This is a genomic window from Amycolatopsis sp. NPDC043887 (genome assembly GCF_056435665.1).
The window spans coordinates 874960-900338 of the sequence record NZ_JBWKEB010000001.1 but is presented as its reverse complement, the minus strand read 5'-3'; the positions used below and the strand labels follow the sequence as shown (position 1 = coordinate 900338).

At 67.5% G+C, this 25379-nt stretch carries 25 protein-coding genes and 3 tRNA genes; 18 read left to right on the top strand and 10 right to left on the bottom strand.

The window, feature by feature from the left end; all coding sequences use genetic code 11:
* Positions 1-212 precede the first annotated feature (212 nt).
* On the top strand, positions 213-1121 hold the full coding sequence (locus tag AC069H_RS04410; protein WP_478223575.1) for an MBL fold metallo-hydrolase: 909 nt from the start codon (positions 213-215) through the stop codon (positions 1119-1121).
* 313 nt (positions 1122-1434) lie between these two features.
* Complete coding sequence (gene gndA / locus AC069H_RS04405) at positions 1435-2874, top strand: NADP-dependent phosphogluconate dehydrogenase (protein WP_478231329.1); 1440 nt, start codon at positions 1435-1437, stop codon at positions 2872-2874.
* Positions 2875-2967: 93 nt separating this feature from the next.
* Here the strand turns inward: gndA and AC069H_RS04400 are convergent, their stop codons facing one another.
* Positions 2968-3687 (bottom strand): Clp protease N-terminal domain-containing protein, encoded by a 720-nt coding sequence (locus AC069H_RS04400; RefSeq protein ID WP_478231328.1) that lies wholly within the window; start codon positions 3685-3687, stop codon positions 2968-2970.
* Positions 3688-3719: 32 nt separating this feature from the next.
* Positions 3720-4934 (bottom strand): NAD(P)/FAD-dependent oxidoreductase, encoded by a 1215-nt coding sequence (locus AC069H_RS04395; RefSeq protein ID WP_478231327.1) that lies wholly within the window; start codon positions 4932-4934, stop codon positions 3720-3722.
* 129 nt (positions 4935-5063) lie between these two features.
* On the opposite strand from AC069H_RS04395, the gene AC069H_RS04390 reads away from it, so the two are divergent.
* Positions 5064-6413, top strand: coding sequence for a nucleobase:cation symporter-2 family protein (locus tag AC069H_RS04390; protein ID WP_478223579.1), 1350 nt, complete (start codon positions 5064-5066; stop codon positions 6411-6413).
* Here AC069H_RS04390 and AC069H_RS04385 read toward each other — a convergent pair.
* On the bottom strand, positions 6410-6931 hold the full coding sequence (locus AC069H_RS04385) for a serine/threonine protein kinase (RefSeq protein ID WP_478231326.1): 522 nt from the start codon (positions 6929-6931) through the stop codon (positions 6410-6412). The genes AC069H_RS04390 and AC069H_RS04385 overlap by 4 nt on opposite strands.
* 246 nt (positions 6932-7177) lie before the next feature.
* Between AC069H_RS04385 and AC069H_RS04380 the strand changes: the two genes are divergently transcribed.
* Positions 7178-9955, top strand: coding sequence for a sensor domain-containing protein (locus AC069H_RS04380; protein WP_478231325.1), 2778 nt, complete (start codon positions 7178-7180; stop codon positions 9953-9955).
* Positions 9952-10251, top strand: a complete 300-nt coding sequence (locus AC069H_RS04375; RefSeq protein WP_478223582.1) for a GNAT family N-acetyltransferase — start codon at positions 9952-9954, stop codon at positions 10249-10251. Before AC069H_RS04380 ends, AC069H_RS04375 begins: the two co-directional genes overlap by 4 nt.
* Before the next feature lie 3 nt (positions 10252-10254).
* Here AC069H_RS04375 and AC069H_RS04370 read toward each other — a convergent pair whose 3' ends face one another.
* Positions 10255-11076, bottom strand: coding sequence for an arylamine N-acetyltransferase family protein (locus AC069H_RS04370; RefSeq protein WP_478231324.1), 822 nt, complete (start codon positions 11074-11076; stop codon positions 10255-10257).
* Positions 11077-11256: 180 nt separating this feature from the next.
* Between AC069H_RS04370 and AC069H_RS04365 the strand changes: the two genes are divergently transcribed.
* Positions 11257-12036 carry a S1 family peptidase gene (locus AC069H_RS04365; protein ID WP_478223584.1) on the top strand — a complete coding sequence of 260 codons (780 nt, stop codon included), beginning with the start codon at positions 11257-11259 and terminating at the stop codon, positions 12034-12036.
* A 131-nt stretch (positions 12037-12167) separates the two neighbouring features.
* On the opposite strand, the gene AC069H_RS04360 is transcribed toward AC069H_RS04365, so the two are convergent.
* From AC069H_RS04360 to AC069H_RS04345, 4 genes are all read right to left on the bottom strand, one after another.
* Positions 12168-12241: transfer RNA gene (locus tag AC069H_RS04360), tRNA-Phe, on the bottom strand.
* 31 nt (positions 12242-12272) lie between these two features.
* Positions 12273-12346 (bottom strand) — tRNA-Asp (locus AC069H_RS04355).
* A 28-nt stretch (positions 12347-12374) separates the two neighbouring features.
* Positions 12375-12447 (bottom strand) — tRNA-Glu (locus AC069H_RS04350).
* 235 nt (positions 12448-12682) lie between these two features.
* Positions 12683-12940, bottom strand: coding sequence for a hypothetical protein (locus tag AC069H_RS04345; RefSeq protein WP_020633070.1), 258 nt, complete (start codon positions 12938-12940; stop codon positions 12683-12685).
* Between the two features lie 514 nt (positions 12941-13454).
* On the opposite strand from AC069H_RS04345, the gene AC069H_RS04340 reads away from it, so the two are divergent.
* Complete coding sequence (locus AC069H_RS04340) at positions 13455-13874, top strand: hypothetical protein (protein WP_034310430.1); 420 nt, start codon at positions 13455-13457, stop codon at positions 13872-13874.
* Between the two features lie 115 nt (positions 13875-13989).
* Here AC069H_RS04340 and AC069H_RS04335 read toward each other — a convergent pair whose 3' ends face one another.
* Positions 13990-14193, bottom strand: coding sequence for a cold-shock protein (locus AC069H_RS04335; RefSeq protein WP_003097368.1), 204 nt, complete (start codon positions 14191-14193; stop codon positions 13990-13992).
* Positions 14194-14614: 421 nt separating this feature from the next.
* On the opposite strand from AC069H_RS04335, the gene AC069H_RS04330 reads away from it, so the two are divergent.
* From AC069H_RS04330 to AC069H_RS04305, 6 genes are all read left to right on the top strand, one after another.
* Positions 14615-15856 carry a L,D-transpeptidase gene (locus AC069H_RS04330; protein WP_340686795.1) on the top strand — a complete coding sequence of 414 codons (1242 nt, stop codon included), beginning with the start codon at positions 14615-14617 and terminating at the stop codon, positions 15854-15856.
* A gap of 158 nt (positions 15857-16014) precedes the next feature.
* Entirely contained in the window at positions 16015-16362 is a 348-nt protein-coding gene (locus AC069H_RS04325; protein ID WP_478231323.1) for a hypothetical protein, read from the top strand.
* The gene (locus AC069H_RS04320; protein WP_340686793.1) at positions 16363-16920 is read left to right on the top strand and encodes a SigE family RNA polymerase sigma factor; all 558 of its coding nucleotides are present in this window, start codon (positions 16363-16365) and stop codon (positions 16918-16920) included. It abuts the gene before it with no gap.
* A 4-nt stretch (positions 16921-16924) separates the two neighbouring features.
* Positions 16925-17383, top strand: a complete 459-nt coding sequence (locus AC069H_RS04315) for a hypothetical protein (protein ID WP_478231322.1) — start codon at positions 16925-16927, stop codon at positions 17381-17383.
* Positions 17384-17597: 214 nt separating this feature from the next.
* On the top strand, positions 17598-19013 hold the full coding sequence (locus AC069H_RS04310; protein WP_478223587.1) for an MFS transporter: 1416 nt from the start codon (positions 17598-17600) through the stop codon (positions 19011-19013).
* Positions 19014-19022: 9 nt separating this feature from the next.
* Positions 19023-19607, top strand: coding sequence for a PaaI family thioesterase (locus tag AC069H_RS04305; protein WP_020633063.1), 585 nt, complete (start codon positions 19023-19025; stop codon positions 19605-19607).
* A gap of 66 nt (positions 19608-19673) precedes the next feature.
* Here the strand turns inward: AC069H_RS04305 and AC069H_RS04300 are convergent, their stop codons facing one another.
* Entirely contained in the window at positions 19674-22337 is a 2664-nt protein-coding gene (locus AC069H_RS04300) for a serine/threonine-protein kinase (RefSeq protein WP_478231321.1), read from the bottom strand.
* Positions 22338-22471: 134 nt separating this feature from the next.
* On the opposite strand from AC069H_RS04300, the gene AC069H_RS04295 reads away from it, so the two are divergent.
* The 5 genes from AC069H_RS04295 to AC069H_RS04275 all read left to right on the top strand — a co-directional run bounded on the left by AC069H_RS04295 (position 22472) and on the right by AC069H_RS04275 (position 25369).
* Positions 22472-23224: an ESX secretion-associated protein EspG gene (locus AC069H_RS04295; RefSeq protein ID WP_478223589.1), complete on the top strand. Its 753-nt coding sequence runs from the start codon at positions 22472-22474 to the stop codon at positions 23222-23224.
* Between the two features lie 94 nt (positions 23225-23318).
* Positions 23319-23735 carry a hypothetical protein gene (locus AC069H_RS04290; RefSeq protein ID WP_478231320.1) on the top strand — a complete coding sequence of 139 codons (417 nt, stop codon included), beginning with the start codon at positions 23319-23321 and terminating at the stop codon, positions 23733-23735.
* A 10-nt stretch (positions 23736-23745) separates the two neighbouring features.
* Positions 23746-24300 (top strand): DUF3558 family protein, encoded by a 555-nt coding sequence (locus tag AC069H_RS04285; RefSeq protein ID WP_478231319.1) that lies wholly within the window; start codon positions 23746-23748, stop codon positions 24298-24300.
* Positions 24300-24836 (top strand): DUF3558 family protein, encoded by a 537-nt coding sequence (locus AC069H_RS04280; RefSeq protein WP_478231318.1) that lies wholly within the window; start codon positions 24300-24302, stop codon positions 24834-24836. The genes AC069H_RS04285 and AC069H_RS04280 overlap by 1 nt, the downstream gene beginning before the upstream one ends.
* Positions 24836-25369 carry a DUF3558 domain-containing protein gene (locus AC069H_RS04275; RefSeq protein ID WP_478231317.1) on the top strand — a complete coding sequence of 178 codons (534 nt, stop codon included), beginning with the start codon at positions 24836-24838 and terminating at the stop codon, positions 25367-25369. Before AC069H_RS04280 ends, AC069H_RS04275 begins: the two co-directional genes overlap by 1 nt.
* Positions 25370-25379: the final 10 nt, after the last annotated feature.

Genomic DNA, 25379 nt, shown 5'->3' with positions numbered 1-25379 from the left:
CTCTCCCGGACCACATAACCAGGACCGCGGCTGCCCGCGGTCCTGCGCGCGAATACTCGAACCCACCCAGGGTACTTCACCTTGAGGGGTTCGATGATGACATTGCGCAGCGTTCCAGGAAACGCCCGAAAACACCAGTCACCTGGTACGTCACCCTGGTGGCGGATCGATCTCGTCACATTTCGGGCACGCCGGTCGGGCATAGTGACCGAGTGGACCAATCCCCCTTCGCCAGGCAAGTCACCGATGGTGTCTTCGGGTACGTCCAGCCGGACGGCTCGTGGTGGATCAACAACTGCGGGATCGTCGCCGCGGGCGATCACACGGTGGTGATCGACACCTGTTCCACCGAACGGCGTACCAGGGCGCTGCTGGCGACGGCGGAGTCGGTGGGCGGGGCGCCGGTGACCACCGTGGTCAACACGCATCACCACGGCGACCATACGAACGGCAACCACCTGGCGACCGGCGCAACGATCGTCGGGCACCGGAAGACGCGCGAAGTGATGGTCGCGACCGGGATCAACACCTACGAGAACTCGTTCACCGGCAACGACTGGGGCCATCTGGAGCTGCGGCCGCCCGAGGTGCTGTTCGACGACCGGCTGACCGTGCACGCCGGCGACGTCCGGCTGGAGCTGATCCACCCCGGACATGCCGCGCACACCACCAACGACGTCCTCGTCTGGCTGCCGGAACGGCGGGTGCTGTTCGTCGGCGACCTGATCTTCAACGGCGGCAGTCCGTTCGCTTTGATGGGCTCACCGGCCGGTTGGCGGAAGGCGCTGGACCTGGTTCGCGAGCTGGAACCGGAGACGATCGTGCCGGGCCACGGGCCGGTGTGCGGCCCCGAAGCGATCGACGTCGTCGACGGATACCTGGGCTTCCTGCAAAAACTCGCTTCGTACGGGAAGGCCGCCGGGTTGACACCGCTTCAGGCCGCTCGCGATGCGGATCTGGGGCCCTACGCGGCACTGTCCGAACAGGAGCGGCTGCCGGCGAACCTGCACCGGGCGTATGCCGAACTGGACGGTCTCGAGTGGGGCGCGCCGATCGACCTGGGTGCCGCGCTGGCGGACATGGTCACCTTCAACGGCGCCCCGATCCGGTGCTTCTCCTGACGGCCCCGCTGCCTGTCCGCTGACGGTGCCGCCGCTGTTGCGAAAGCCACAGTGCAACCCTCCCGGCACCCGTGCCCTCCCCAGGGCACCCGCACCCGATGTCTTGAAAGCCCCACACGCAGCCCCCACCCGTCCCTGGGGGGCGACCCCGAACCCAGCGTACCGGCGAGAGGGGGCGGGCCGGGGCGCGTAAGGCGAGTTGTCCACAGCCAGGCCCGGTTGTGGACAACTCCCGGTTGATCCCTTCTCGCCCCGGCGCCGTATCCCTCGACGGGGATAGGCTCGGCACGGGAATCGAAGCGGAAGGGTGCGGATGAGCAAGAAGGCGAGCATCGGGGTCACCGGCCTGGCGGTCATGGGCCGCAACCTGGCCAGGAACCTCGCGAGGCACGGGCACACGGTGGCCCTGCACAACCGTTCCGAGCAGCGGACGAAGGAACTGGTCGAGCAGTTCGGCGACGAAGGCGACTTCATCCCGGCGTATTCGGCGCAGGAGTTCGTCGACGCGCTGGAGCGGCCGCGCCAGGTCGTGATCATGGTCAAGGCAGGTGCGCCGACGGACGCCGTGATCGACGAGTTCGTCCCGCTCCTCGAGAAGGGCGACGTGATCGTCGACGCGGGCAACGCGCACTTCGCGGACACCCGTCGCCGCGAGGCCGCGCTGCGCGAGAAGGGCATCCACTTCGTCGGCACCGGTGTGTCCGGCGGCGAGGAGGGCGCGCTGCACGGGCCGAGCATCATGCCGGGCGGGTCCAAGGAGTCGTACCAGTCGCTCGGGCCGCTGTTCGAGGACATCTCGGCGAAGGTCGACGGCGAACCGTGCTGCACGCACGTGGGCGCGGACGGCGCCGGGCATTTCGTGAAGATGGTGCACAACGGCATCGAGTACGCCGACATGCAGCTGATCGCCGAGTCGTTCGATCTCCTGCGCGGCGCCGGCGGCTACTCCCCGGCCGAGATCTCCGAGGTGTTCCGCACCTGGAACGCGGGGCGGCTGGACTCGTACCTGATCGAGATCACCTCGCAGGTACTGGCCCACACCGACGCCGCCTCCGGCAAACCGTTCGTCGACATCGTGGCGGACCAGGCGGAGCAGAAGGGCACCGGCCGCTGGACCGTCCAAATCGGACTGGACCTGGGCGTGCCGATCAGCGGCATCGCCGAAGCCGTCTTCGCGCGTTCGCTGTCCGGCTCGTCGAACCTGCGCGAGGCCTCCCGCGGACTCGGTGGTCCCGCGCGCGCTCCGCTGACGGGGTCCGCTCTGGACACCTTCGCGGACGACGTCGAGCAGGCGCTGTACGCGTCGAAGGTGGTGGCGTACGCCCAGGGCTTCAACCAGATCCAGGCGGGCGGTGCCGAATACGGCTGGGACATCGATCTCGGCAAGGTCGCGTCGATCTGGCGCGGGGGCTGCATCATCCGCGCGAAGTTCCTGAACGACATCACGGCCGCGTACGCCGAAGAGCCCGCGCTGCCGACGCTGCTGACTTCAGGTGGCTTCCGCAAGGCCGTCGAGGACGCCCAGGACTCTTGGCGTTCGGTGATCTCCACGGCGGTGCGGCTCGGCATCCCGACCCCGGGCTTCTCGACCGCGCTCGCCTACTACGACGGTCTGCGCGCGGAGCGGCTCCCCGCCGCGCTGGTGCAGGGGCAGCGGGACTACTTCGGTGCCCACACGTACCGCCGCGTCGACCGCGAAGGTTCGTTCCACACCGCCTGGGCAGCCGACGGCCGCCCCGAGGCCTCGGCCTGACAGAGTCCCGTGATGGCCCCCGACTGCCAGGGGGCCATCACGCGGCCAACAGGACAAGGGCGACGAACACCAGGACGGTGAGCGCGATCCGCGTCATTCCCCGCGCGCCGCGACTATCTCCGCCAGCGCCCGCGAAATCACCGCCTCGGTCTTCTCCTTCGTGAGCCCGAGCCCGGTCAGCAGGTCGTCGCCGAGTTCGAACAGAGCCAGCAGGATGTGCTCGGTGCCGATGTAGTTGTGCCCGAGCCGCAGCGACTCCCGCATGGTCAGTTCCAGCGCCTTCTTGGCCTGCGCGCCGAACGCCATCTTCGCCGCCTCCGCCGGTTCGTCGGCGGGTTCCGGCAGCCTGGCCTCCGCGGCCTCACGGACGGCCTCGAGAGTCACGTTCTGTGCCACGATCGCCCCGGCGGCGAGCGCGGCCGGTTCCGAGAGCAGACCGAGAACCAGATGCACGGGCTCGATCTGCGGGCTCCTCGCCGAGACCGCCGCGTCCCGTGACGCGACGACGACGTGCCGCGCGCGATCGGTGTAGCGGCTGAACACCTTCACCAGGTCTTCCAGCGAAGAGCCGCTGGAGTCGACGAAGCGCTTCTGGGCTGCCTGCTTGGACACACCCATGTTCTTGCCGATTTCGGTCCAGGACGCGCCGGAACGTCGTGCCTGGTCGACGAAGTGACCGATCAGATGGTCGGCCACTTCGCCGAGGTGCTCGCCGAGGAAGACCGCGTCGGACAACTGGCCGAGCACGTCTCCGTCGGGATGCTGCTGCTTGATATGGGAGATGAGGTCGTCGAGCCGGACCGGATTCGTCATATCGTCAACTTTAGGTTGACGATCAGCCATCGTCAACCACGGGTTGACGCAAAGGTGGCCTTGAGGTCGAAGCCGTCGGCCTCCAGCGTCTCGAACCGTGGTTCCGGATCCGCGGCGAACAGGCGGCGCGCGGCGATGTGGTCCGGCGGCCGGTTCACCGACTCGACCCCGACGAGCACGCCGTCGCGGAACGACAGCACCGAGAACTTCCCGCCCTCCCGATCCCCGGTCACGACGGTCTTGTCCGCGCCGGTCAACAGCCCGGCGATCTGCAGTTTCGCGCCGAGCTGGTCGGTCCAGAACCACGGCAGGCTCTCGTAGGGCGCGGGTTCGCCGACGATGACGGCCGCGACGGCCCGCGCCTGGTCGACGGCGTTCTGCACCGACTCCAGCCGGGTCGCCGTCCCCGCCTGGACACACGGGAAGTTCGCGCAGTCCCCCACCGCCGAGATCTTCGGGTCGCTCGTGCGCAGGTGCTCGTCGACGACGACACCGTTCGCCACGGCGAGCCCCGCCTCTTCGGCCAGTCGTGTCCGCGGCACCACCCCGACCCCGACCAGCACCAGGTCGGCGAGCAGACGGCTGCCGTCGCTCAGTTCCACCTCGGCCACCCTGCCGTCACCGTGCAACGCGGCGACCCCCGTGCCGAGCAGGATGGTGTGCCCGGCCCCTTCGTGCAGAGCCGCGAAGTACGCCGAGACCTCGGGAGTCGCGACACGGGCCAGCAGCCTGTCCTGCGCCTCCACGATCGTCACGGGCCGTCCGGCGTGCGCGGCGAATTCGAGCCCGATGAACCCGCCTCCGACCACCACCACGTTCTCCGCGCTTTCCAGCGCGGCACGCAACACATCGGCGTCGTCCTTGGTGCGCAGGGTGAACACACCGTCCAAAGTGGAACCGGGAACCGGCAGGACACGGTTGTCCGCGCCCGTCGCGAGGACGAGATGGTCGTACTCATGGGCACTCCCGTCCTCGAGTACCACCTTCGTGTCATCGCGATCCACCGATGCGACACGGCCGGGGATCAGCTCGATGTCCTTCTCCGCGAAGAAGTCCTCGGGCCGCAAACGCAACTGGGCGTCGCCCGCGGTCCCGGCGAGGTAGCCCTTCGAAAGCGGAGGCCGCTGATACGGGAGGCCGGGTTCGTCACCGATCAGCACCACCCGGCCGTCGAACCCCTTGTCCCGCAGCGAGGTCGCCACTCCGAACCCGCTCTGCCCGGCCCCTACGACGAGGACGGTCTCCATCGGCGCTCCTTCCGTTGTACCCGATGTCCATTCAACACCGCCCCTTCGCAACATGATCCTCACGCGGCGGACGCGCTACGGTCATGCCCGGCGAGTCCACTGCTTGTTCCCGCACTGAGAAGGGGCTCCATGAGCAGGCCAGAGGTCCACCCGGTCGACGCCTGCCCGCCGCTGCCGAAGCTGACCTTGCTCGGACTGCAGCACATGACGATCATGTACGCGGGCTCGGTGGCCGTCCCGCTCGTCGTGGGCAGCGCGCTGAACCTGGACGCGGCGACGATCGCGTTGCTGGTCAACGCGGATCTGCTGGTCGCGGGCATCGCGACGCTGATACAGGCGGTCGGGATCGGGAAGATCTTCGGCATCCGGTTGCCGGTGGTGGCGGGCGCGACGTTCACCGTGGTCAACCCGATGATCATGATCGCGTCCCAGTACGGCATGCAAGCCGTCTACGGCGCGATGATCGCGTCGGGTGTCTTCGGCCTGCTCATCGCGAAACCGTTCGCGAAGATGATCCGATTCTTCCCGCCGCTCGTCTCGGGCACGCTGCTCATGGTCATCGGCATTTCGCTCATCGGCCCGGGCGTCGGCCTGATCGCCGGACACGACACCGGTTCACCGGACTACGCGAAGCCCGCCAACATCGCGCTCGCGTTCGGCGTGATCGCGGTGATCGTCCTGTTCACCCGGGTCCTGCGCGGGTTCGCGAGCCAGATCGGCCCACTGCTGGCGCTGTTGATCGGCCTGGTCGCGGCCATCCCGATGGGCTTGGTGAGCTTCAAGGGCATCGCCGACGCCGGCTGGTTCGGCCTCGCGTCACCGTTCCACTTCGGCCCGCCGACCTTCCCGATCGCGGCCGTGCTCTCGATGTGCGTCGTGATGCTGGTGACCTACACCGAATCCACCGCGGACCTGGTCGCCGTCGGCGAGATCACCGGACGGCCGGCGACGGACTCCGACCTCGCGCGGGGTCTCGCCACCGACGGCCTCTCGGCCATCCTCGGCGGCACGATGAACTCGTTCCCGGACACCGCTTTCGCGCAGAACGTCGGCCTCGTGCAGATGACCGGGGTGCGCAGCCGATGGGTGGTCGCGATGGCGGGTGGCCTGCTCGTGCTGATGGGCCTGGTGCCGAAGGTCGGCGCCTTCGTCGCGGCCGTACCGGAGCCGGTGATCGGCGCGGTCGCGGTGGTCATGTTCGCGATGGTCGCCGCGGTCGGCGTGCAGAACCTGAAGAAGGTGGAGTTCTCGGGCAACCACAACACTTTCATCGTCGCGGTGTCGGTCGGGGTCGGGCTGCTGCCCGCGTTCGCCACGAACCGGTTCGGGAACTCGATCTTCTTCCAGCACTTCCCGGCGTGGCTTCAGACCATCTGCGGCAGCCCGATCACGGTCGCCGCGATCGTCGCCTTCACCCTCAACCTGTTGTTCAACCACCTCGGCAAACGCCGGGAGCCGGATCTACTGCGAGCGCCCTAGCAGAACAGCCACTTCGGCCACAGGTTGCACTCTTCGGTCGGCGTCGTCGAGGGCGGCGGCGGCGTCGGGTTGGGCGGCTGCGGAACGACGGTGGACCCGGTCGTCCTCGGCGGATCGGCGGGCCCGTTCGATGACGTCGGCGTGGTGGGATCCGGGGAGTCGGACGTCGACGCGGCCGAACTCGACGTGCGGCGGCTGGACGTCGTCCGGCTGGGGCGCGACGAAGGCTCCCCGACGCCGGTTTCGACCGTCTCGGTGGACGGGACCGCCGACGTCGCGCCCGCTCCCCCGTTTTCCGAAGGCCGCTTCGGCATCTCGATGACGCTCATCTGGTTCGGCGCCGCATTCGGTTCGGGGTCCGCATCGAACCCGACGAGAACAGCGGCCGCGCCGCAGGCGACGACCACGGCGATCACCACCGCGATAACTCTCCAGCGTGACTTTGCCCGTGACTCCTCGTGGTCGTCCCAGCCCTCGCGAATAAGCAGGTCGGCGACCGAAACGTCGTCGTCATCCACCAGCTGAAACCTTTCGCACCGGGAACGAGCGAAGAGTAGTTTTACCGCAACTCACCGCCGAATGGGTGAAGTTAACCAAAAATTATTCACCCGATGGAACACGCCAGCGTAGGCCAGTCACACAGCGTGTATTCATCCGCTTCCGCTCATATCGGCGGTGACGGACCTTCGGTTCGCGTATACAGCGTCCCCCGCGGGTGGTGTAATCGACGGTGCCAGCACCGGAAGAGGGGGTTCGGACGGATCATGGAGGCTGACGCCCTCGCCGTGCCCGGAGCCGGTAATTCCGGTCGCCCGGCAGGCGCCCCGCTCGGAAACGGGCCGGTCGGCGATCTCGGCCTCGCGGGCGACCACGCCGCCATCTGGTCGTACGACTTCGAGCACGAGACCCTGTCCTGGCTGCCAGGACTCGAGAACCTGCTGGGCGGAGGCGTCCTCACCGAAGCCGAGATAGAGTCCAGGCTCGCCGATCTGGTGGCCCCGCTGACCTCCGGCACCCGCACTTCCCCGCCGTGGCGTGAGTTCGAACTCGAGCAGTCGTTCCTGAACCCGGCGGGCGAGGTCCGCTGGGTCCGGCTGCGTGCGCGCACGATCGGTGACGACAACGGCTCGACGGGCCTGCTCGGCATCGCCACCGACGTGACCGACGTCCGCGAGAACCGGCAAGCCCTCGAAGATCTCACTGACCGTTACCGGCTTTTGGTGGAACTCAGCCCGGACGCGGTCTGTGTCCACGAAGCCGGCGTTGTCACGTACGTCAACCGGGCGGCCGTCACCGCGCTCGGAGCGTCTTCGACCGCCGAGCTGATCGGGCGGCCGATCATGGACTTCGTCGCCGACGAGTCGCTCCCGGCCCTGCTGGACAGGATCGCGTCGCTTCACCGCCAAGGCGCGTCGACCGACCCCGCCGACACCGTCATGCTCCGCCTCGACGGCATGAAGTACCTGGTCCAGAGCATTTCGGTGCGCACGACCTGGGAGGGCAGGCCCGCGTTCCAGGTCATCATGCGCGACATCAGCGCGCAGAAGGCCGCCGAAGCGACCCTGCGCTACCAGGCCGCACTGATCAGCCACGTCAGCGACGCGATCATCGCGACCAGCGGCACCGGCGTGGTGACCAGCTGGAACCCCGCCGCCGAGAACGTCTACGGCTGGACGGCCGGAGAGGCGATCGGCGGCACGGTCAGCGATCTCGTCGGCGCCGAGCTGGATCCGGAAACGGTGCTGCGCAGGGGCGGCGTCATGCAGACGACCCACCGCCATCGCAACGGTTCGACCTTGGCCATCCGCATCTCGGCCGCGGAGATGAACGACGGGTTCGTCCTGGTCTGCGCCGACGAAACGGCCCGGCGGCGCGCCGAACAGCACTACAGCACGGTGGTCGCGTCCCTCGACGAAGGCGTGGTCGTGATCGGCCCCGGCGGCCTCATCGAATCGGCCAACCCGGCGGCGTGCCGGATCATCGGCGTCGACCACGACGACCTCATCGGCGTCCCGTGCGTGACGCTGGAGCTGTACGACGAACAGGGCCGGATCCCGCCCGCCCGGATGCCGTCGGTGATCACCCGGCGCACCGGGGTCACGCTGACCGGTCTCGTGCTGCGGCTGCGCAGGCCCGCCGGCGACGACGTCTGGATCTCGCTGACCTCGCGGCTGCTGCCGCCGGAAGACCCGTCGGCCCAGGCGGTGGTCGCCTCGTTCACCGACATCACCGAACGCCGCGCCATCGGCGAACGGCTCGCCCACGAGGCGACGCACGACCCGCTCACCGAACTCGCGAACCGGACGCTGGTGCTCGACAGCCTCGCCGAGGCGCTGTCCGGCGCGGGCCGCGCCGAGCTGACCACACTGCTGTTCATCGATCTCGACAAGTTCAAGGTGATCAACGATTCCCTCGGGCATTCGGTCGGGGACAAGGTGCTCCGCATCGCGGGCGAACGGCTGCGGCGGGGGATCGGAGAGAACGATCTCGTCGGCAGGCTCGGCGGCGACGAATTCGTCGTCGTGACCGCGGAGATCACCGAGCCGCACGAGATCAAGGCGCTGGCCGAGCATCTGCGCGAAGCGCTGACCGAACCGATCACCGTCAACGGCAGGCAGCTGCACATCGACGCCAGCATCGGCATCGTCACCGCCGCAAACGACGACACCCGGACCGCCGAAGATCTCCTGCGCGACGCGGATGTCGCGATGTACCAAGCGAAAACGCTCGGCCGGGCGCGCTACGAGTTCTTCGACGTCGAGCTGCGCGAGCGGATGCAACGGCGGCTGCGCATGGAGCAGGACCTGCGCGACGCCCTGCAGAACGAGGAACTCTGGACGGCGTACCAGCCGGTCGTGGACATCGAATCCGGCGAGATGGTCGCCGTGGAGGCGTTGCTGCGCTGGAAACATCCGGCGCACGGCAGCGTCTCGCCCGCCGAGTTCATCCCGCTGGCCGAGGAAAGCGACCTGATCAACCTGATCGGCAAGTACGTCCTGCGCACCACCACCCGCGAGATCGCCAGACGGCGCGAGCAACTCGGCATCGACCTCAACCTCAAGGTGAACCTCTCGGCCCGCCAGCTGGACGACCCGCATCTGGTCGCCGGGGTGCAGGACGCGCTGAAGACCACCGGGCTCCCGCCGCACGCGCTGACCCTGGAGGTCACCGAGAGCGCGCTGATGCGAGACCAGGCCGCGGCCGCCGAAGTCCTGATGTCGTTGCGCGATCTCGGTGTCTCACTGGCGATCGACGACTTCGGCACCGGCTACTCGTCGCTCGCCCAGCTGCAACGGCTCCCCTTGGATACGCTCAAGATCGACCGCACCTTCGTCACCGGTATCGCGGAATCGCGCGACGCGGCGGCGATCGTCAAGAGCATCATCGCGATGGCGCACGCCGTCGACCTGATCGTCGTCGCCGAAGGTGTCGAAGACGATAAGCAGCTCACGATCCTGCGTGAGCTGCGCTGTGACCAGGCGCAGGGCTTCCATCTCGGTCGCCCCGCGCCGCCGGACGAACTTTTCGGAGCCGTGGGATGAGTGTCGAGATCAAAGCCGGAAAAGACCGCTACGACATCGTCGTGGACGGGAAGATCGCCGGGTTCCTGGAAACCCGCACCCGCCCGGACGCGATCCTGTTCCTGCACACCGAGATCTCGGACGACTTCGCGGGACAGGGTCTCGCCGGCAAGCTCGTGACCGCGGCGCTCGACGACGTCCGGTCGCAGGGCAGATCCGTCCTGCCCTACTGCCCGTACGTGCGCTCGTTCATCGCGAAGCACCGTGAGTACGAGGACCTCGTCCCCGAGGACAAACGCGCCGAATTCGAACTCTGAGCCTCAGCCCGGATAGATCGTCAGCAGTTTCGCGAGCTCGTCCTCGGTGAGGACGACGTCCAGCTCGCGCAGTGTCGCGTCGAGCCGCTCGGGCGGGACCGTGGTGGTCTCCTTGGTCCCGTCCGGGCGTTCGACGATGAACTCCTCACCGACCAGTTTGCGGCTGAGTCCTTCCTCCAGCCGCATGACCACCAGCTGCCCAGTGAACGGCGACCGCGGATGCGTCGACGTGTAGTGGTGGTAGACCTCGTAGTCGATCCGGTGCATCGGTGTGAGTGTGAAGGCGTGCAGGTCGGTCCAGTCGTCGCCCTCCTTTTTCTGCAGGCGCCACCAGTCGCCGTCGGCGACGAGCCGGTGCGGCCAGCCCGCCTGATCCACCACGGCGCCATCGGCCAGCGGCATCGGCACCAGCATCCCGGCGCCGAATCCGACGTCGACCAGATGCGGGACGCCGTCCGCCTCGACCACGAGCGTCATATGCGTGTACGGCCCGTTCTTCTGCGGCTGCACCCGCGCGACCAGGCGGCGTACGGGGTAGCCGAGCTGCTCCGCGGCCGCCGCGAACAGGCTTCCGTGCTCGTAGCAGTAGCCGCCACGATGGCGGTGGACGAGTTTGCCGATCACGTCTTCGAGCGCGATTCCCTTGTGCTGCCCCAAAACGACGTCGACATTCTCGAACGGGACGGCCAGGACGTGCGCCTTCGCCAGCTCACGCAACGCGGCGGCGGAGGGCTTCGCGCGGTCCTGGCCGATCCGGCCGAGGTACGCGTCGAGGTCGAGGGTGTCGACGGTCCATTCGTCGACCTGCTCAGGTGCGATTGTCATGCTTCGAGATTGACACCTCGACCTTACTTGAAGTCAAGGTCGATCTTGGCCGCGGAAAACCGTTACCCCAACTGGTAACTGGCAACGGCCCCCGACTTTCGTCAGTTCACGGACGAGTGACGATTGGCCACCCTTCCGGAGTGAGCCGGTGAAACACACCGGCGTGGAAGGAGAAAGCAGATGAGGACTCGTACCCTCGTCGCCGGTCTGCTGACCGGAGCGGCCGCCGTGCTCGGGTTGGCGATGCCGGCTTCCGCCGCCGAACCGCCCTCGGGCGTTCAGCCGCTGATCGTGGGCGGTGTGGACGCGACCGAGACCTACAGCTTCATGGCGTCCATGCAGACCAAGAGCGGTGACCACAACTGCGGCGCGTCCCTGATCTCACCGGAGTGGCTGGTGACCGCCGCGCACTGCGTCGAGGGTGAGCAGCCCGCCAACTGGCAGTACCGCCTCAACACCACCGACCACACCAAGGGCGGCGAGGTCGCCGAGGTGGACAAGTTCGTGGTCCACGAGAAGTACGACGGCTCCGGCCCGTACGACATCGCCCTGGTGCACCTGACCAAGCCGGCGGAGGCGGCGCCGATCGAGATCGGCCAGTCGCCGGCGGCGGGTACCGACGTGCGGGAGATCGGCTGGGGGCTGACCTGCCCCACGCGCGGCTGCGGTTCCGCCCCTGTGGTGCTCCAGCAGCTCGACACCAAGATCGCCGAAGACTCCGGGTGCTCCGGCTCCGGCGCCTACGACGCGCAGACCGAGCTGTGCATGGACAACCAGGGCGGCAAGGCGAGCGCCTGCTACGGCGACTCGGGCGGCCCTGCCGTCGTGAAGTCGGGTGACAAGTGGACGCTGGTCGGCGCCACCAGCCGCGGTCAGACCGCGAGCTGCCCGGAGATGCCGGGCATCTACACCGACGTGACCGCGTTCTCCGACTGGGTCAAGCAGCAGACCGGTAAGTAGAACGCCAAGCCCGCACCGCGCGGTGGCGCCCGATGCTCCTGCGACATCGGACGCCACCGCGCGGGGCCGTGGATCCGGCCCCAGGCATGAAAAAACCGCCTCGATGTGCATCGAGGCGGTTCGTTGAGCGGTGGCCAGGGCCGGGGTCGAACCGGCGACCTTCCGCTTTTCAGGCGGACGCTCGTACCAACTGAGCTACCTGGCCGGGAACGCCGGCAAGGAGCCGAACGATCTTGCGACCCTGACGGGACTCGAACCCGCGACCTTCGCCGTGACAGGGCGACGCGCTAACCAACTGCGCCACAGGGCCTTGCATACTGCGGTGTAACTGTACTGCGTACTCCCAACGGGATTCGAACCCGCGTTGCCGCCTTGAAAGGGCGGAGTCCTAGGCCGCTGGACGATGGGAGCCCGGTTCGGTTTCGGCGAACCGACCGACCCGCGCTCTCCGGTGTCCCCGGGAGCGAACATAACTATAGGACACCCCCGTTTCCGCTTCCGCACAGGGGGTCCCTTAGTTGTTCACAGGGCTGGGACCTGCGAGAACGCGGCGAGTTCAGGATATCAGGCCCGAGCCGCCGCCCGGACCTGAAACGAAGCCCGGCCGCGCGGCACACCCCCGCGCGGCCGGGCCCCGTGAACGAACTCAGCGCTGGACGGGCGCCTGCCCGTCCTCGTCCAGCGTCAACCCCAGCATGTCCAGCAGCTGGACACAGTCATCGACACCCAACGCCCCATTGGCCACCGCCAGCCGGGCACGGCGCACCTGGTCGTCGGACACGCGCTGCGCGTCCCCCTGACCCGTGCGCTGCGCCGGCAGACCACCGGCCAACGTCGTCGAGCTTCCCCCATCGGCACCTTCGTACCGAAGGAGGAACTGTCGAACTTCCACAGACCCACCCATGGTTCCTCCAGACGGCCAACGAACAGCTTGGCCGCGAGGCTAGCCAGAGCCGGCCGCGACACACAGCCCCCCGGAGAGTGAACCTGTCGCCACGCTCCGCACAACGCAGAGCGATCGCGCATGCGGCCGCGCCACATGAACCCCAGGCGAACCACAGGTGGCGCCCTGCCCGGAATTCTGCCCGCGCCCACTCGCCCTTCTCAGCAAACCGTGCAACAATCGATTTGCTGACACACCCCCGGTCAGCGCCTGTGGAGATCCCCTCCGACCCCCGCGTTCCTCCCCCTGGCGCGGGGGTCGCTCCGTTTTCTGGGGGCCACCCCCAGGCCCCAGGTTCCTTGCGGCGGCGGTTGGCAGCCCAGGACCGGTCCCATGATCTTTCCCCTCGCCGGTTGCGGGTTGTGATCATGGGAAAAGGGTTTCCTGTCGGGGTTGGGCCATTCGAGACAAAATAATGGGTGTGTCGTGGCTCACTGTGGTTGGTTTGCCGAGACCGAACCGTTATCGTGGCCCGGTGCCCCTTCCTTCCCTGAGCCGTCGTAGCGGCAGCCGCACGAACCTGAAGCCGGTCAACCCCGGTCGTCACCGCAACTCCGCCTCCAAGGAGGCCGAAGCGGTCGTCGAAGACACGGAGCTCACCAGCTACCTTCGTGCCCTCGCCCCTGAGAACGACCCGGAAAGCACCGGCACCGGCAAGCGCTTCGGTGAAGCGCAGGTGTTCCAGCTGCGCATGAACCTCATCGCCTGCGAACAGCTCAAGGACGCCGCCGCCGAGCGCAACCTGTCGCCGCAGGCGCTGGCGCAGGAATGGATCCTCGAGCGCCTCTCGTGGGAATCGCAGGCCAACTCGGCCCAGCAGCGCCGCCACGAGGAAGCCCACACCGACGAATTCCGCTTCGACGCCAACGCGTGGGAGCAGCCCGTCCCCCGCTGACCCCGGTCCCCCGGAACGGAACAGCACAACAGAAGAAGCCTTCAGGCAAGAGAAAAGCCCCCGGCGATCGCCGGGGGCTTTTCTGATCAGTCTGAGCAACGCCTGAAGGGCGGACTCAGATCGCGCGGACCTTCTGGGCCTGCGGGCCCTTCTGGCCCTGACCGACCTCGAACTCCACTCGCTGGTTCTCCTCGAGCGTGCGGAACCCGCGACCCTCGATCTCCGAGTAGTGAACGAAGACGTCGCCCTCGCCGCCATCCTGCGCGATGAAGCCGAAGCCCTTCTCCGCGTTGAACCACTTCACAGTGCCTTGCGCCACCGCTGTACTCCTCGTTGCACATCCGCTTCGAGTGCCTCCGAAGCGACACCCAGACCGTCCCGGGCGGTTCCAACGAGTCGAGCGAAGAGCGCGTCACCGGCTCATGGCTCGCGTCAGAAGTTCCGCGAGTGTGAAGCCACGAACACGCAAAACGACGGCCTGATGGCAGCGTACCGGGATCTGGCCATATTTGAAGCCCGTGATCGGACTCTGGGCGCCCCCAAGTACCAAGGTCACCGGAACGTCGTACGCGGATCCGGCTTCTGTCGGACCCCCTCGCTACCCTTTCGCCGTACGCCGACCTCAGGTCATCGCCGGACACGGAACGAAGTCGGCCATGCCCCGATCGTGAACTACGATCCACCCGATTGTGACTCGCATCACTCTCGGTGGGATCAACTTAAGGGGCGGTCCGGACGTCATGGTCGGTGTACAGGGGAGCAAAGGGGAAGCTTTGAGGTTCACGGAAACCGCGCGCCGCCGGGCGGCGTTCGCGGCACTGGGGTTGGTGGCCGTTCTGACGCTGGGGGCGTGCAGCAGCGAGCCGACCGTGTCGGCCAGCGGGCCGGACGGCGGCGGGCCGGTCAGCAGTGACACCGGCGGGAAGGCGCCCGCGCCCGCCAAACTGACGTACGAGCCCGCGGCGGGCGCGCAGGACGTCGCACCGGGGCAGCCCATCAAGGTCAGCGTCGCCGACGGCACGCTCGACCAGGTCGTGCTGACCAATCCGGACGGCAAGCAGGTCGCGGGTCAGCCGTCCGAGGACAAGAAGAGCTGGTCCACCACCGAACAGCTCGGCTACGGCAAGGCCTACACGTGGTCCGGCAAGGCCACCGGCACCGACGGCAAGCCCGTCGAGATCGGCGGGAACTTCACCACCGTCAAGCCGCGCAAGCAGGTGGGCGCGAACATCAACGTCTTCGACGGGCAGACGTACGGCGTCGCCATGCCGATCACGCTGACGTTCCCCAGCAAGGTCACCGACAAGGCGTCGGTCGAGAAGGCGCTCTCGGTCGAGACCACGCCGAAGACCGAGGGGTCCTGGGCCTGGGTCCACGACGACACCTCGGTGCACTGGCGGCCGAAGGCCTACTGGCAGCCCGGCACCACGGTGAAGTTCAACGCCAAGATCTACGGCGTCAAGATCGGCGAAGGCGTGTACGGCAAGGAAGACCGCTCGGCGAGCTTCACGATCGGCCGCTCGCAGATCGTCAAGGGCAACACTCAGACCCACCGGCTCGTGGTGGTCCGTGACGGGCAGCAGATCGCGGACTACCCGGCCAGCTACGGCCTCGACGCCGACCCGGGCCGCGTCACGCCGAGCGGCACGCACGTGGTGATGTCCAAGCACGACACGTACTCGATGACCAACGAGCGCTACAACTACGAGAACATCGTCGTGCCGTCCGCGGTGCGGTTCTCGACCAACGGCGAGTTCATCCACGGCTACGCGCCCTCGATCTGGGCGCAGGGCAAGAAGAACATCTCGCACGGGTGCGTGAACCTGGCGCCGGCGAACGCCAAGGCGTACATGGACGGCGCCCTGGTCGGCGACCCCGTCGAGATCGAGGGCAGCACGGTGAAGATCAACCGCGCGCGCGACTACAGCGACTGGACCTACTCCTGGGACGAGTGGACCAAGCTGTCCGCTCTCGCGAGCTGAAGTACTTCCATGGAACCGGGCGGCCGGAGACCTTCGCGGTCTCCGGCCGTTCGTGTTCGTTGCCGTGCGCTGACTGGCACCTTCCGCGAACTTCCGAAACTCGATGCAACCCCAGAACGAGCGGGACGCATGTCTAACGACGTAAGGCGCCGCGGCCAATGAGCGGCGCCCGGATCGAGGAGACACTCTTGCGTACTCGTATCGCTCTTTCCCTCGGCGCGCTGCTGCTGGCGGGCGGCGCCGCCTTCGCGACCACGTCGCTGGCGTCGGCCGATCAGAGCGCCCCGTCGCCGACGACCACTCAGGCGCCCCAGCCGCCGACCAAGGCGCCCACCGTGGCACCGGGCGAACCGACCCGCGCTACCACCGCCCCGCCGGCGCCGGCCCCGGCGAAGACCGGCGCCGCCGTCGTGAAGCCGGGTGAGCACCGCGTGCCCAAGGCCGTTCCCGCCGGGCCGACCGGGGATCTGCACCTCCCCGCCATCGTCGAAGGAGCCGGTAACTAGGTGTCGCTGAGCCGCTCGTCGAAGACCGGGACGGGCTCGCCGTGGGACGGCGAGTTCGCCCGGTACTTCGACGAGCGCGCGCACAGCCTGCGTGCCACCGCGTACCTCTTGTGCGGCGACTGGCACCAGGCCGAGGACATCACCCAGGCCGCGCTGCTGAAGCTGTACCTGGCTTGGCCGAGGCTCTCCCGGCACGACGCGCTCGACGGCTACGCGCGCAAGATCGTGCTGCGGACGTTCCTCTCCGAGCACCGGCGCGTGTGGCGCAAACGGGAGAAGCTCACCGACGCCCTTCCCGACGTCCCGAGCGAGGCAGGGGGCACCGAACAGGAGATGCTGGTCAGGCACGCGCTGTCCGGCATCGCCCCGAAGCAACGGGCCGTACTGGTGCTGCGCTACTTCGAAGATCTCGGCGTCGAAGAGACGGCCGCGGCGCTGGGCTGCAGCACCGGCAACGTGAAGAGCCAGGCCGCGCGGGGTCTGGCGACCCTGCGCAAGCGGCTCGGACCGCATTTCAGCGAACTGGCCTTGAGCGGAGCGCACGACGATGGGAGGTGAGGAGATGGACGAGGACATCAAAGGCGTGCTTTCGCACGGGGCGAGCGGTCCCCCGCTGGGTATCCGGGCGGCGGACATCATCGAGCGGGGTGGCCGGATCCGGCGACGACGCAAACGGCTGGCGGTGGCGGGGAGTTCGCTGGCGACGGCCGCGGTGATCGTGTTCGGCGCGATCGCCGTCGGCGGTCGCGGCGGCGAGGGTTCCACGCCGGTGCAGCCCGCGGGGCCGGGCCTGTCGACCATCGCCCCGGCACCGGTCTCGCCTGCGCCTTCCGAGACGACTCCCCGTCCGGAAGTCTCCCCCGAGAAGCCGCCCCCGCCCGCGACGGCCCCGAAGACCGAGCAGACGCGTTCGACACCGAGGTCCGTTCAGCCCGGCCGTACGACGACGGCCGGTCCTCCTCACGCTCCGTCGCCAACGAAGGGGCCGAGCGAGCCGCCGACGGCGATCACGACCCACTGATCCACCGCCCGGAACGTCCGATTCCCGAAGTGTGACCCAAAGTAATCGGAAATTCTCCGACATCGGCTTCACCTGGTGCTTCGTCACCGATTCGGGGGAACGGCGGTCGCGCGACCGATCCAAAGCGCTGAATCAGGACGTTTGAACACCTACGGTCGGGGGAACAAACCCTCGACGATGGGTAAGTAAACGGGTGGGTCGGGAGGTCAAACCCATGGCCGAAGAGGCGCTGAGCGCGTCACATCAGGAAAAAGGGGAACCGGCGGAGGCCCCACCTGAGCAGATCAGAAAGGCCGTCGCCGGAGCGGCGATGGGTAACTGCATCGAGTGGTACGACTTCGGTGTTTTCGGCTTCATGCCCGCCATCCTGGGGCAGGTCTTTTTCAACGCTTCGAGCACTTCCGAGGGTGCGCTGGCGACCTTCGCGGTCCTGGCGATCACCTTCATCGTGCGGCCGTTCGGCAGCTTCGTGTTCGGCCCGCTGGGGGACAAGATCGGGCGCCAGAAGGTGCTCGCGCTGACGATCATCCTGATGTCCGGGTCGACGTTCATCATCGGCTTGTTGCCGTCCTACGCGACGATCGGCCCGGCCGCGGCGGTCCTGCTGATCCTGTTGCGCACCATCCAAGGCTTCTCGGCGGGCGGTGAGTACGGCGGCGCGGCGACGTTCATCGCGGAGTACGCGCCCGCCCGGCGCCGGGGTTTCTGGGGCAGCTGGCTGGAGTTCGGCACGCTCGTCGGGTTCGCGATGGGCGCCGGCTTCGTCACGATCTTCACCGTCGTCCTCGGCGACGAGGCCATGCGCGAATGGGGCTGGCGATTGCCGTTCCTGATCGCGGGCCCGCTCGGCATCGTCGGTCTCTACCTGCGGAACAAGCTGGAGGACACTCCGCTGTTCCAGGAGATCGAGAAGAAGAACCAGGTCGAGAAGTCGCCGCTGAAGGCGCTGCTCAAGAAGCACTGGACGTCGATCCTGCACCTGATCGGCATCGTGGTGATGCTGAACGTCGCCGACTACATCGTGATCACGTACCTGGAGACGTATCTCAAGGACGTGGTCGGCTTCAGCGGGCACGCGCCGTTGCTGATCATCCTGGCGACCATCGCGCTGATGCTGGTCCTGATCGTGCCGATCGGCATGCTGTCCGACCGCATCGGGCGAAAACCCATCCTGATCGCGAGTTGCGCCAGCTTCCTGGTGTTGCCCATCCCGGCGTTCTCGTTGATGGGCGCGGCCGCGGACGACCAGAACGGCTGGCAGCTCACCCTCGGCGTGCTGATGATCGCGGTGCCGCTGGTGCTGATACTGGCCGTGCTGGCGGCGACGCTGCCGGCGATGTTCCCGACGCAGGAGCGCTACGGCGGTTTCTCCATCGGGTACAGCGTCTCGACCGCGGCGTTCGGTGGCACGGCGTCGTACGTCATCGGCAGCCTGGTGAACTCGACCGGCGACACCCTATGGCCCGCGTACTACCTGATGGGCTCGGCGGCGATCGCGGCCATTCCGATCCTGCTGCTGCCGGAAACGGCCGGGGTGTCGCTGCGTCGCATCGTGAGTTCGCGGATCATCCGGCGCCGGAAACCGGAACCGGCCACTCCCGGCGGCGCCCCGGAGCTACCGGCGAGTTAACGTCTTTCCATGAGCCGTATCTCGCAGCCGTGGCCGCCGGTCGAAGTCGAACCGGCGACCGTTCACCCGAAAGCCCCGCAGCCGGGCAGCCACCTCGGCATCCACTTCGGTGAGTGTTTCGGGTGCGGCGACGAGATCGAGGCCGGGCTCCACCTGCATTCGACGGTGGGCGAAGGGACGACGGTGTACTCCAAGTTCACCGTCACCTCCGCCCACCAGGGTGCGCCCGGCCTCGCGCACGGCGGTCTCCTCGCCTGCGCCTTCGACGAGGCGCTCGGCGCGACCGTCGGCAACCTGCTGCGCCGCCCCGCCGTCACCGGGAAGCTGGAGACGGATTTCCTCCGGCCGGTCCCGGTCGGCTCGACCCTGTACATCGCCACGAAACTGGACGGCGTCGCCGGCCGGAAGATCTACGTGAGCGCCGACGGACGGCTCGACGCCGAAGACGGCCCTGTCGCGGTGCGTGCGCGGGCGCTGTTCGTGCGGGTCGAGTTCGAGCACTTCAGCACCCACGGGGATCCCGAGGCGCTGCAGAAGCTCGCCGCCGCGCACGAGAAGGCCAAACGCGAACGCGAGTGGGACATCAACCCCTGAGCATTTCGTCCTCTGAATGCGGTGGTTCGTAGGCCGAACTACCGCATTAAGAGGACGAAATGCGTGCTAGGTGAGGGTACGAGGCCGGATCGCGTTCGCCTTGTCGACGAGTTCGACCCGCTGGTCGACCGAGCCTGCCAACCGCGCCAGCGTCCGGTAGCAGCGCTCGAGCCCGAACCGCAGATCCCGTTCGTCCAGGTCGCAGCCCAGCACCTTCGCCCCCGGCGTCGGCCGGTTCTGCGAGTTGAGCCAGCCGTACGCCGCCTCGAGGACCTCCGCCGACAAACGTGTGCGACGTTCGGCGTCGAGCTGCAGACGCTCCAGCCTGGTCGAGGCGTCGACGAGATCCCGCTCGGACACCATCACCGGGTCCTTGCCGCCGCCGTTGATCCTGGTCTTGATCTTGATCGCGGCCACCTGCGCGGCGACATAGTGCGTCGAAGACGCGGGAACGGCTTCGAGCACCTCGATCGCGCTCGCCCTGGCGCCCTGCGCGAGGTACACGCGAGCGAGGCCGAAGGCGGCGCTGACGTAGGACCGGTCCGTTCGCCACACCAGCTCGTAGTAGCGCGCGGCGCCGAAGTAGTCCCCGACTCCCTCCGCGCTGACGGCCAAGGCCAGCTTCGGCGCGATCTCGCCGGGCAGGTCGTCGTACACCGCTTCGAACGCGACGTGCGCGACACGGGACCGGCCGCCCGCGAGCTCGATCAGCCCGCGGTACCAGTCGATCCGCCAGTCGTGCGGGAAACCGGCCTTGATCGCGAGGTACTGCGCGGCCTGCAGCTGCCGCTGCGCCTCGACCAGCTCGCCGAGTTCGATCCGGGCGCGGACGATGCGCAACCGGACCTCGATCGACTCGCGCGGCGCGCCGGCCAGCGACTCGATCGCGCCCTTGGGATCGAGCGCGACCGTCGACGCGAGCACACCGGCCGCCGGGTCGTCCGTGTCGACCTGCGGGATCGGCAGACCAGCGACCACCTCGCCGGGATCCGGCAACGGCACGCTCCCGCCGTGCTCCGGGACGACCATGTCCACGCCGAACGTGCGGCTCTCCGGGCCGAACACGGTCGAAGCTCCAGGGCGCGGCTTCCCCGTACCCAGCGCCATGATCTCGCGGAGCACACCGGTCAGCTGGTCGGCCATCTCCTCGGCCGCGATGAACCGGCGATCCGGGTCCGTATGCGTCGCCCGCTTCAGGAACCGGTAGTACGAACCGAAGAGCGCGAACAACGGGACGACGTCCGGGCCGGGCAGGGTGGTCTTGTACTTGGTGGTGTAGCCGGAGAATTCGAAGCTGAGGACGGCGAGCGTGCGGCCGACCGTGTACAGGTCCGACGCCACCGAAGCGCCGTGCGTCGCCAGCTCGGGCGCGCTGTAGCCGGTGGTGAAGAACAGCGGGCTCTCGTAGTCGTCGACGCGGCGGACCGCGCCGAGGTCGATCAGCTTGAGCTGTTCGTGCGTCTGGATGACGTTGTCGGGCTTGAGGTCGCAGTACAGCAGGTTCTGGCCGTGCAGGTAGCCCATGGCGGGCAGGATCTCGAGCCCGTAGGCGATCACCTGGCCGATCGGCAGCGGCTCCGGGCGTTTGGTCTCGCGGTGGTGCGCGAGCGCGAGCTGCCGCAGCGACTGGCCACCGACGTACTCCATGACGATGTAGCCGACCGAGTTGCCGGTGTCGCCGTCCGGATGCTGCACGAAGTTGTGGATCTTGACGATGTTCGGGTGTTCGACCTCGGCGAGGAACCGCTGCTCGTTGGCGGCGGCCGCCATCGCGGTGGCGTCGCCGGTGTCGATCAAACCCTTGAGCACCACCCAGCGGTCGCTGACGTTGTGGTCCTGCGCGAGATAGATCCAGCCGAGGCCGCCGTACGCGAGCGCGCCGAGCACCTCGTACTGGCCGCCGACGATCTCGTTCGGCCGCAGCTTCGGGACGAAGGAGAACGGGTTCCCGCACTTCTCGCACTTGCCCTCGGGCGAACCGGGTTCGCCGTCCTTGCCGCGGCCGACCTTGGCGCTGCAACTACCGCAGAAGCGCTTCTCCTCCGACACCATCGGGTTCTCGAGGACCGCGGACGCCGGGTCGCGGTACGGCACCTGCGGGACGTCGACGAGCCCCGCGCCGAGACGGCCACGACGCGACGTGCGGGACGACGTCCGGCGCGCGGTGCCGGGGAACGAACCGGTTCCGGTGCCGGTGCCCGTGCCCCGGCTGCCCGATCCGGTCCCGGTTCCTGTTCCGCGGCTTTCGCTGGAGCGTTCCGGGAGGACGCTTTCCGTGCCCGAGTCCGGCAGCGGCCCGGGTCCGTTGTCGACGCGCGGCGTCGGCGGCATGATGCTCTGCGTCTCCGGTGCCGGCGAGGCGAGCACGCTGGTCGGCTGCGGCGCGTCGGCGGGTGCCTGCCAGTCAGGACGGACGACCTGGGTCCTCGGGCTCACCGGGGCCATGTCGCCCGGCGGGCGCGTCGGGTCATCGGCGCCGGGAATCGGCCGTTGCTGGCCGCGCGGCGGAGTCTGCGGGCGCTGGACGGGCGCGTTGATGGCCGTGCGCTCGGCGTCGTTCTCCGGCTTGGGCCCCGGCGGCTCGGAGAGATCGAGCCTGCCGGAAATGGACGGTTCGGGCGTTTCCCAGCGGACCGGCGCCGGTGGCGTCCAGGAGGCGGACTCCGCCTCACGATCCGGCGTGGCGTCGTCCGGCGCTGCGTGCCGAGGACGGCGCGGCTCTTCCGACACTGGTACCTCCCGAAATCCCCGCGACGGCGTCATCCCGATCCTAGTGGTGAGCAGGCAGGTCGTGTCCGCGCCGGGTCCAACCCGCTACGGTGCGATGGAGAACCGATTCAGCAGGTGATGAGGGGGAGGGACCGGTGCCTGCGTCATTTTCGATGTCGATGGCCCAGCTCGACGTCGTACTCGAAGATCTCGGACTCGGCAGATTCGTGCTGCCCTTCGAGATCCCGACCGTCGGGACCACCATCTCCGAACGCGAGCGGCACTGCGAAGAGATCTGGGCCGGGCTGACCGAGCGGGGTTTCGCCCGCGGCGGTGAACTACTGCGCGACTACGAACAGACCCTCCGCCTCTGGGCCACCGGGGACTTCGTCCTCACCATGGAGGCGCACGAGGTCGAGCAGGACGCCGAATACTTATATCGAGGTGCGTGGAACAGTCGCCAGGGTGTCGTGAGCCAGCAACGCGGCTTCGACATCCTCTTCGAGCCGGTCTACCCCGAACAGGTCGTCGCGACCCTCCTCGGTTATCTGCCATCACTGCAGCCATTCCCCGGACGGGTGACGACGTCCAGCACACTCCCCCCGTCCAAACGACCGGACGACCCGTTCGACGAGGACCCGGACAACCTCCGCCTGGGCGCCGCCGGTCGCTTCTTCGAACACCCGCTCGCGCGGCTGGGCACGGTCAGCGTCACCCTGCGCGACGACAGGGGCAAACCGCAGCAGAAAAGCGTCCAGTGGTTCGACAGCGTCCAGGGCCGCTTCATGCTCGCCACCGACCGCTTCCCCGACGGCGAAGTCCGCCGCACGTTCACCCCGACGAGCGGCTCTCACCTGGCACGATGGGTCCACGACCTGGTCGAAGCCGCCCGCGTCGGCAGTGCGTGATCCTCGCCGGAAGGCGGGCTTCGGGACCGTTTCCGCTGATATCGTGATCTGACGAGCGCTATGAGTAACCGGGACTTGGTACAGGGGAGAGACCATGACTGAAGGCGCCGGCGGACCGCCGGGCAACTTCTCGGACATTCTGGGCGACTTCTCGGCGCAGGCCGACCGGATGGTGACGGCGGCGAAGGAGGGGCGGTTCGCGGTCAGCGAGGAGGCCGGGGAGGCCCTGAAGACCGCCATCGATGACTATCTCTACGACTGGAACAACAACAAAGGCATGTTCCAACGCCTTGCGGAAAAGCCGAAACTGGGTGCCGGACCATACGCGCAGCGGATCGGCGACCATGCGGTTCTGGTCGCAGATGGTGACGACCTGTCCGCGAAGAAGCAGCTGGACATGTTGAGGGACATCGTGATTCGAGCCAATGAAGCAATCAACCTGGCAAAGACCAAGTACAAGCAGCAAGACGAACATGGCGCTGACGCGTTCAAGAACCTGAAACAGGGCTGACTTCCTTCCTATGAAACTTCACCTCCGCCTCTGCCTGATACCGGCTCTGACGGTCGCGTTGATCACCTCAACGGCTTGTTCGTCAGAGACCCCTGGAACAGCGACGCCCATACCGACGTCATCCAATCCGGCCACCGCGACCTCTACCGGCACTGATCCTGCAGACATCTTCGGTGCACTGAAGGCATGTGACCTGCTGGAGCCGACGACCACGGCCAAAGGGTTCGAGCCTCCAAGGGTGGAAACCTACGAGAGCGACAACGGATGCAGGACCGCGAAACGTGGCTACGCCTCTGTCAGCATCTACCTCGTCCCCGAGGCCGGGATCGACAAGCTGTCGCCTGGGCAAGGAATCAAAGTCCCCGCGAAGGTGAACGGGCGCGATGCGGTCGAAATCCCGGGTGACGCAGGAACCGATGCCTGCACAGTCGCTGTCGCAGTTGGCCCTGACGCGCGATTGACGGCTTCGACGACTCTCGAGCAGACCGGAACCAACGAGGAAGCCTGCGCACTTTCGCGAGAGATCGCCACGGCCGCTGAACCGAAACTGCCCAAGGGAAACTGATGACGTCTCGTGTCCGCCTAGGTTCGCTGATCGCGGTACTCGCGGTTGCGGTGAGCGGCTGCTCGTCTGAACTTCCAGGCAGCGCCATCGCCTCGGAACCGAGCGTGGCACCGGCGAACGCGGACAACCGGTCAGGTGAAGTATTCGGTGGCCTCAAAGCCTGCGAACTCCTCGAACCCACCACGACGCGCAAGGGCTTCGCTGCCCCAGAAATCGAGCGATACGAAAGCGATAACGGATGCGCGGCCCAAAAGCGCGGCTACGCATCCGTGAGCATCTATCTCGTTGCCGAGGCGGGCATCGACCAACTGTCACCTGGCCAAGGAACCAAGATCCCGACCAAGGTCGGTGGCCGTGAGGCCGTCGAAATTCCAGGAGACTCTGGCACTGAGGCTTGCACCGTCGCGATCGCCGTGACCCCCAGCGCCCGGATGACGGCATCGACGTCCCTCAACGAGGGCACGAACGAAGAAGCGTGTGCCCTCGCCAGGGAACTTGCCGTCGCCGCTGAGCCCAAACTTCCCAGGGTGGGCTGATGGACCTTCGCTTGCGTCGAGGTTCTCTGATCGCACCGATCGCGGTACTCGCGGTCGCTAGTGCGTGTTCATCCGACCTTCGGGGTGATGCCGTGCCTCAAGCAGCAGCGACCAAGTCCAGCATTCAGTCGGCCGATGTATTCAAAGACCTCCGCGCCTGCGATCTGCTGGAGCCCACCACCACGGCCAAAAGCTTCGACCCACCAGTCGTCGAGACTTACGAAAGTGACAACGGCTGCGCTACGAGGAAGCAAGGATTCGGCTCCGTCAGCATCTACCTCGTTCCGGAAGCCGGCATCGACCAGCTATCGCCAGGGCAAGGAACCAAGATTCCAACCAAGGTCCGGAGCCGGGACGCCGTCGAAATCCCTGGCGATGCGGGCACACAAGCCTGCACGGTGGCGATCGCCGTCACCCCTAATGCCCGGATGACAGCCTCGACATCCTTGAACAAGGGAACCAACGAGGAAGCCTGCGCACTCTCCCGCGAGATCGCAGAAGCCGCCGAACCGAAACTGCCCAGAGGCAACTGACTACGGAACG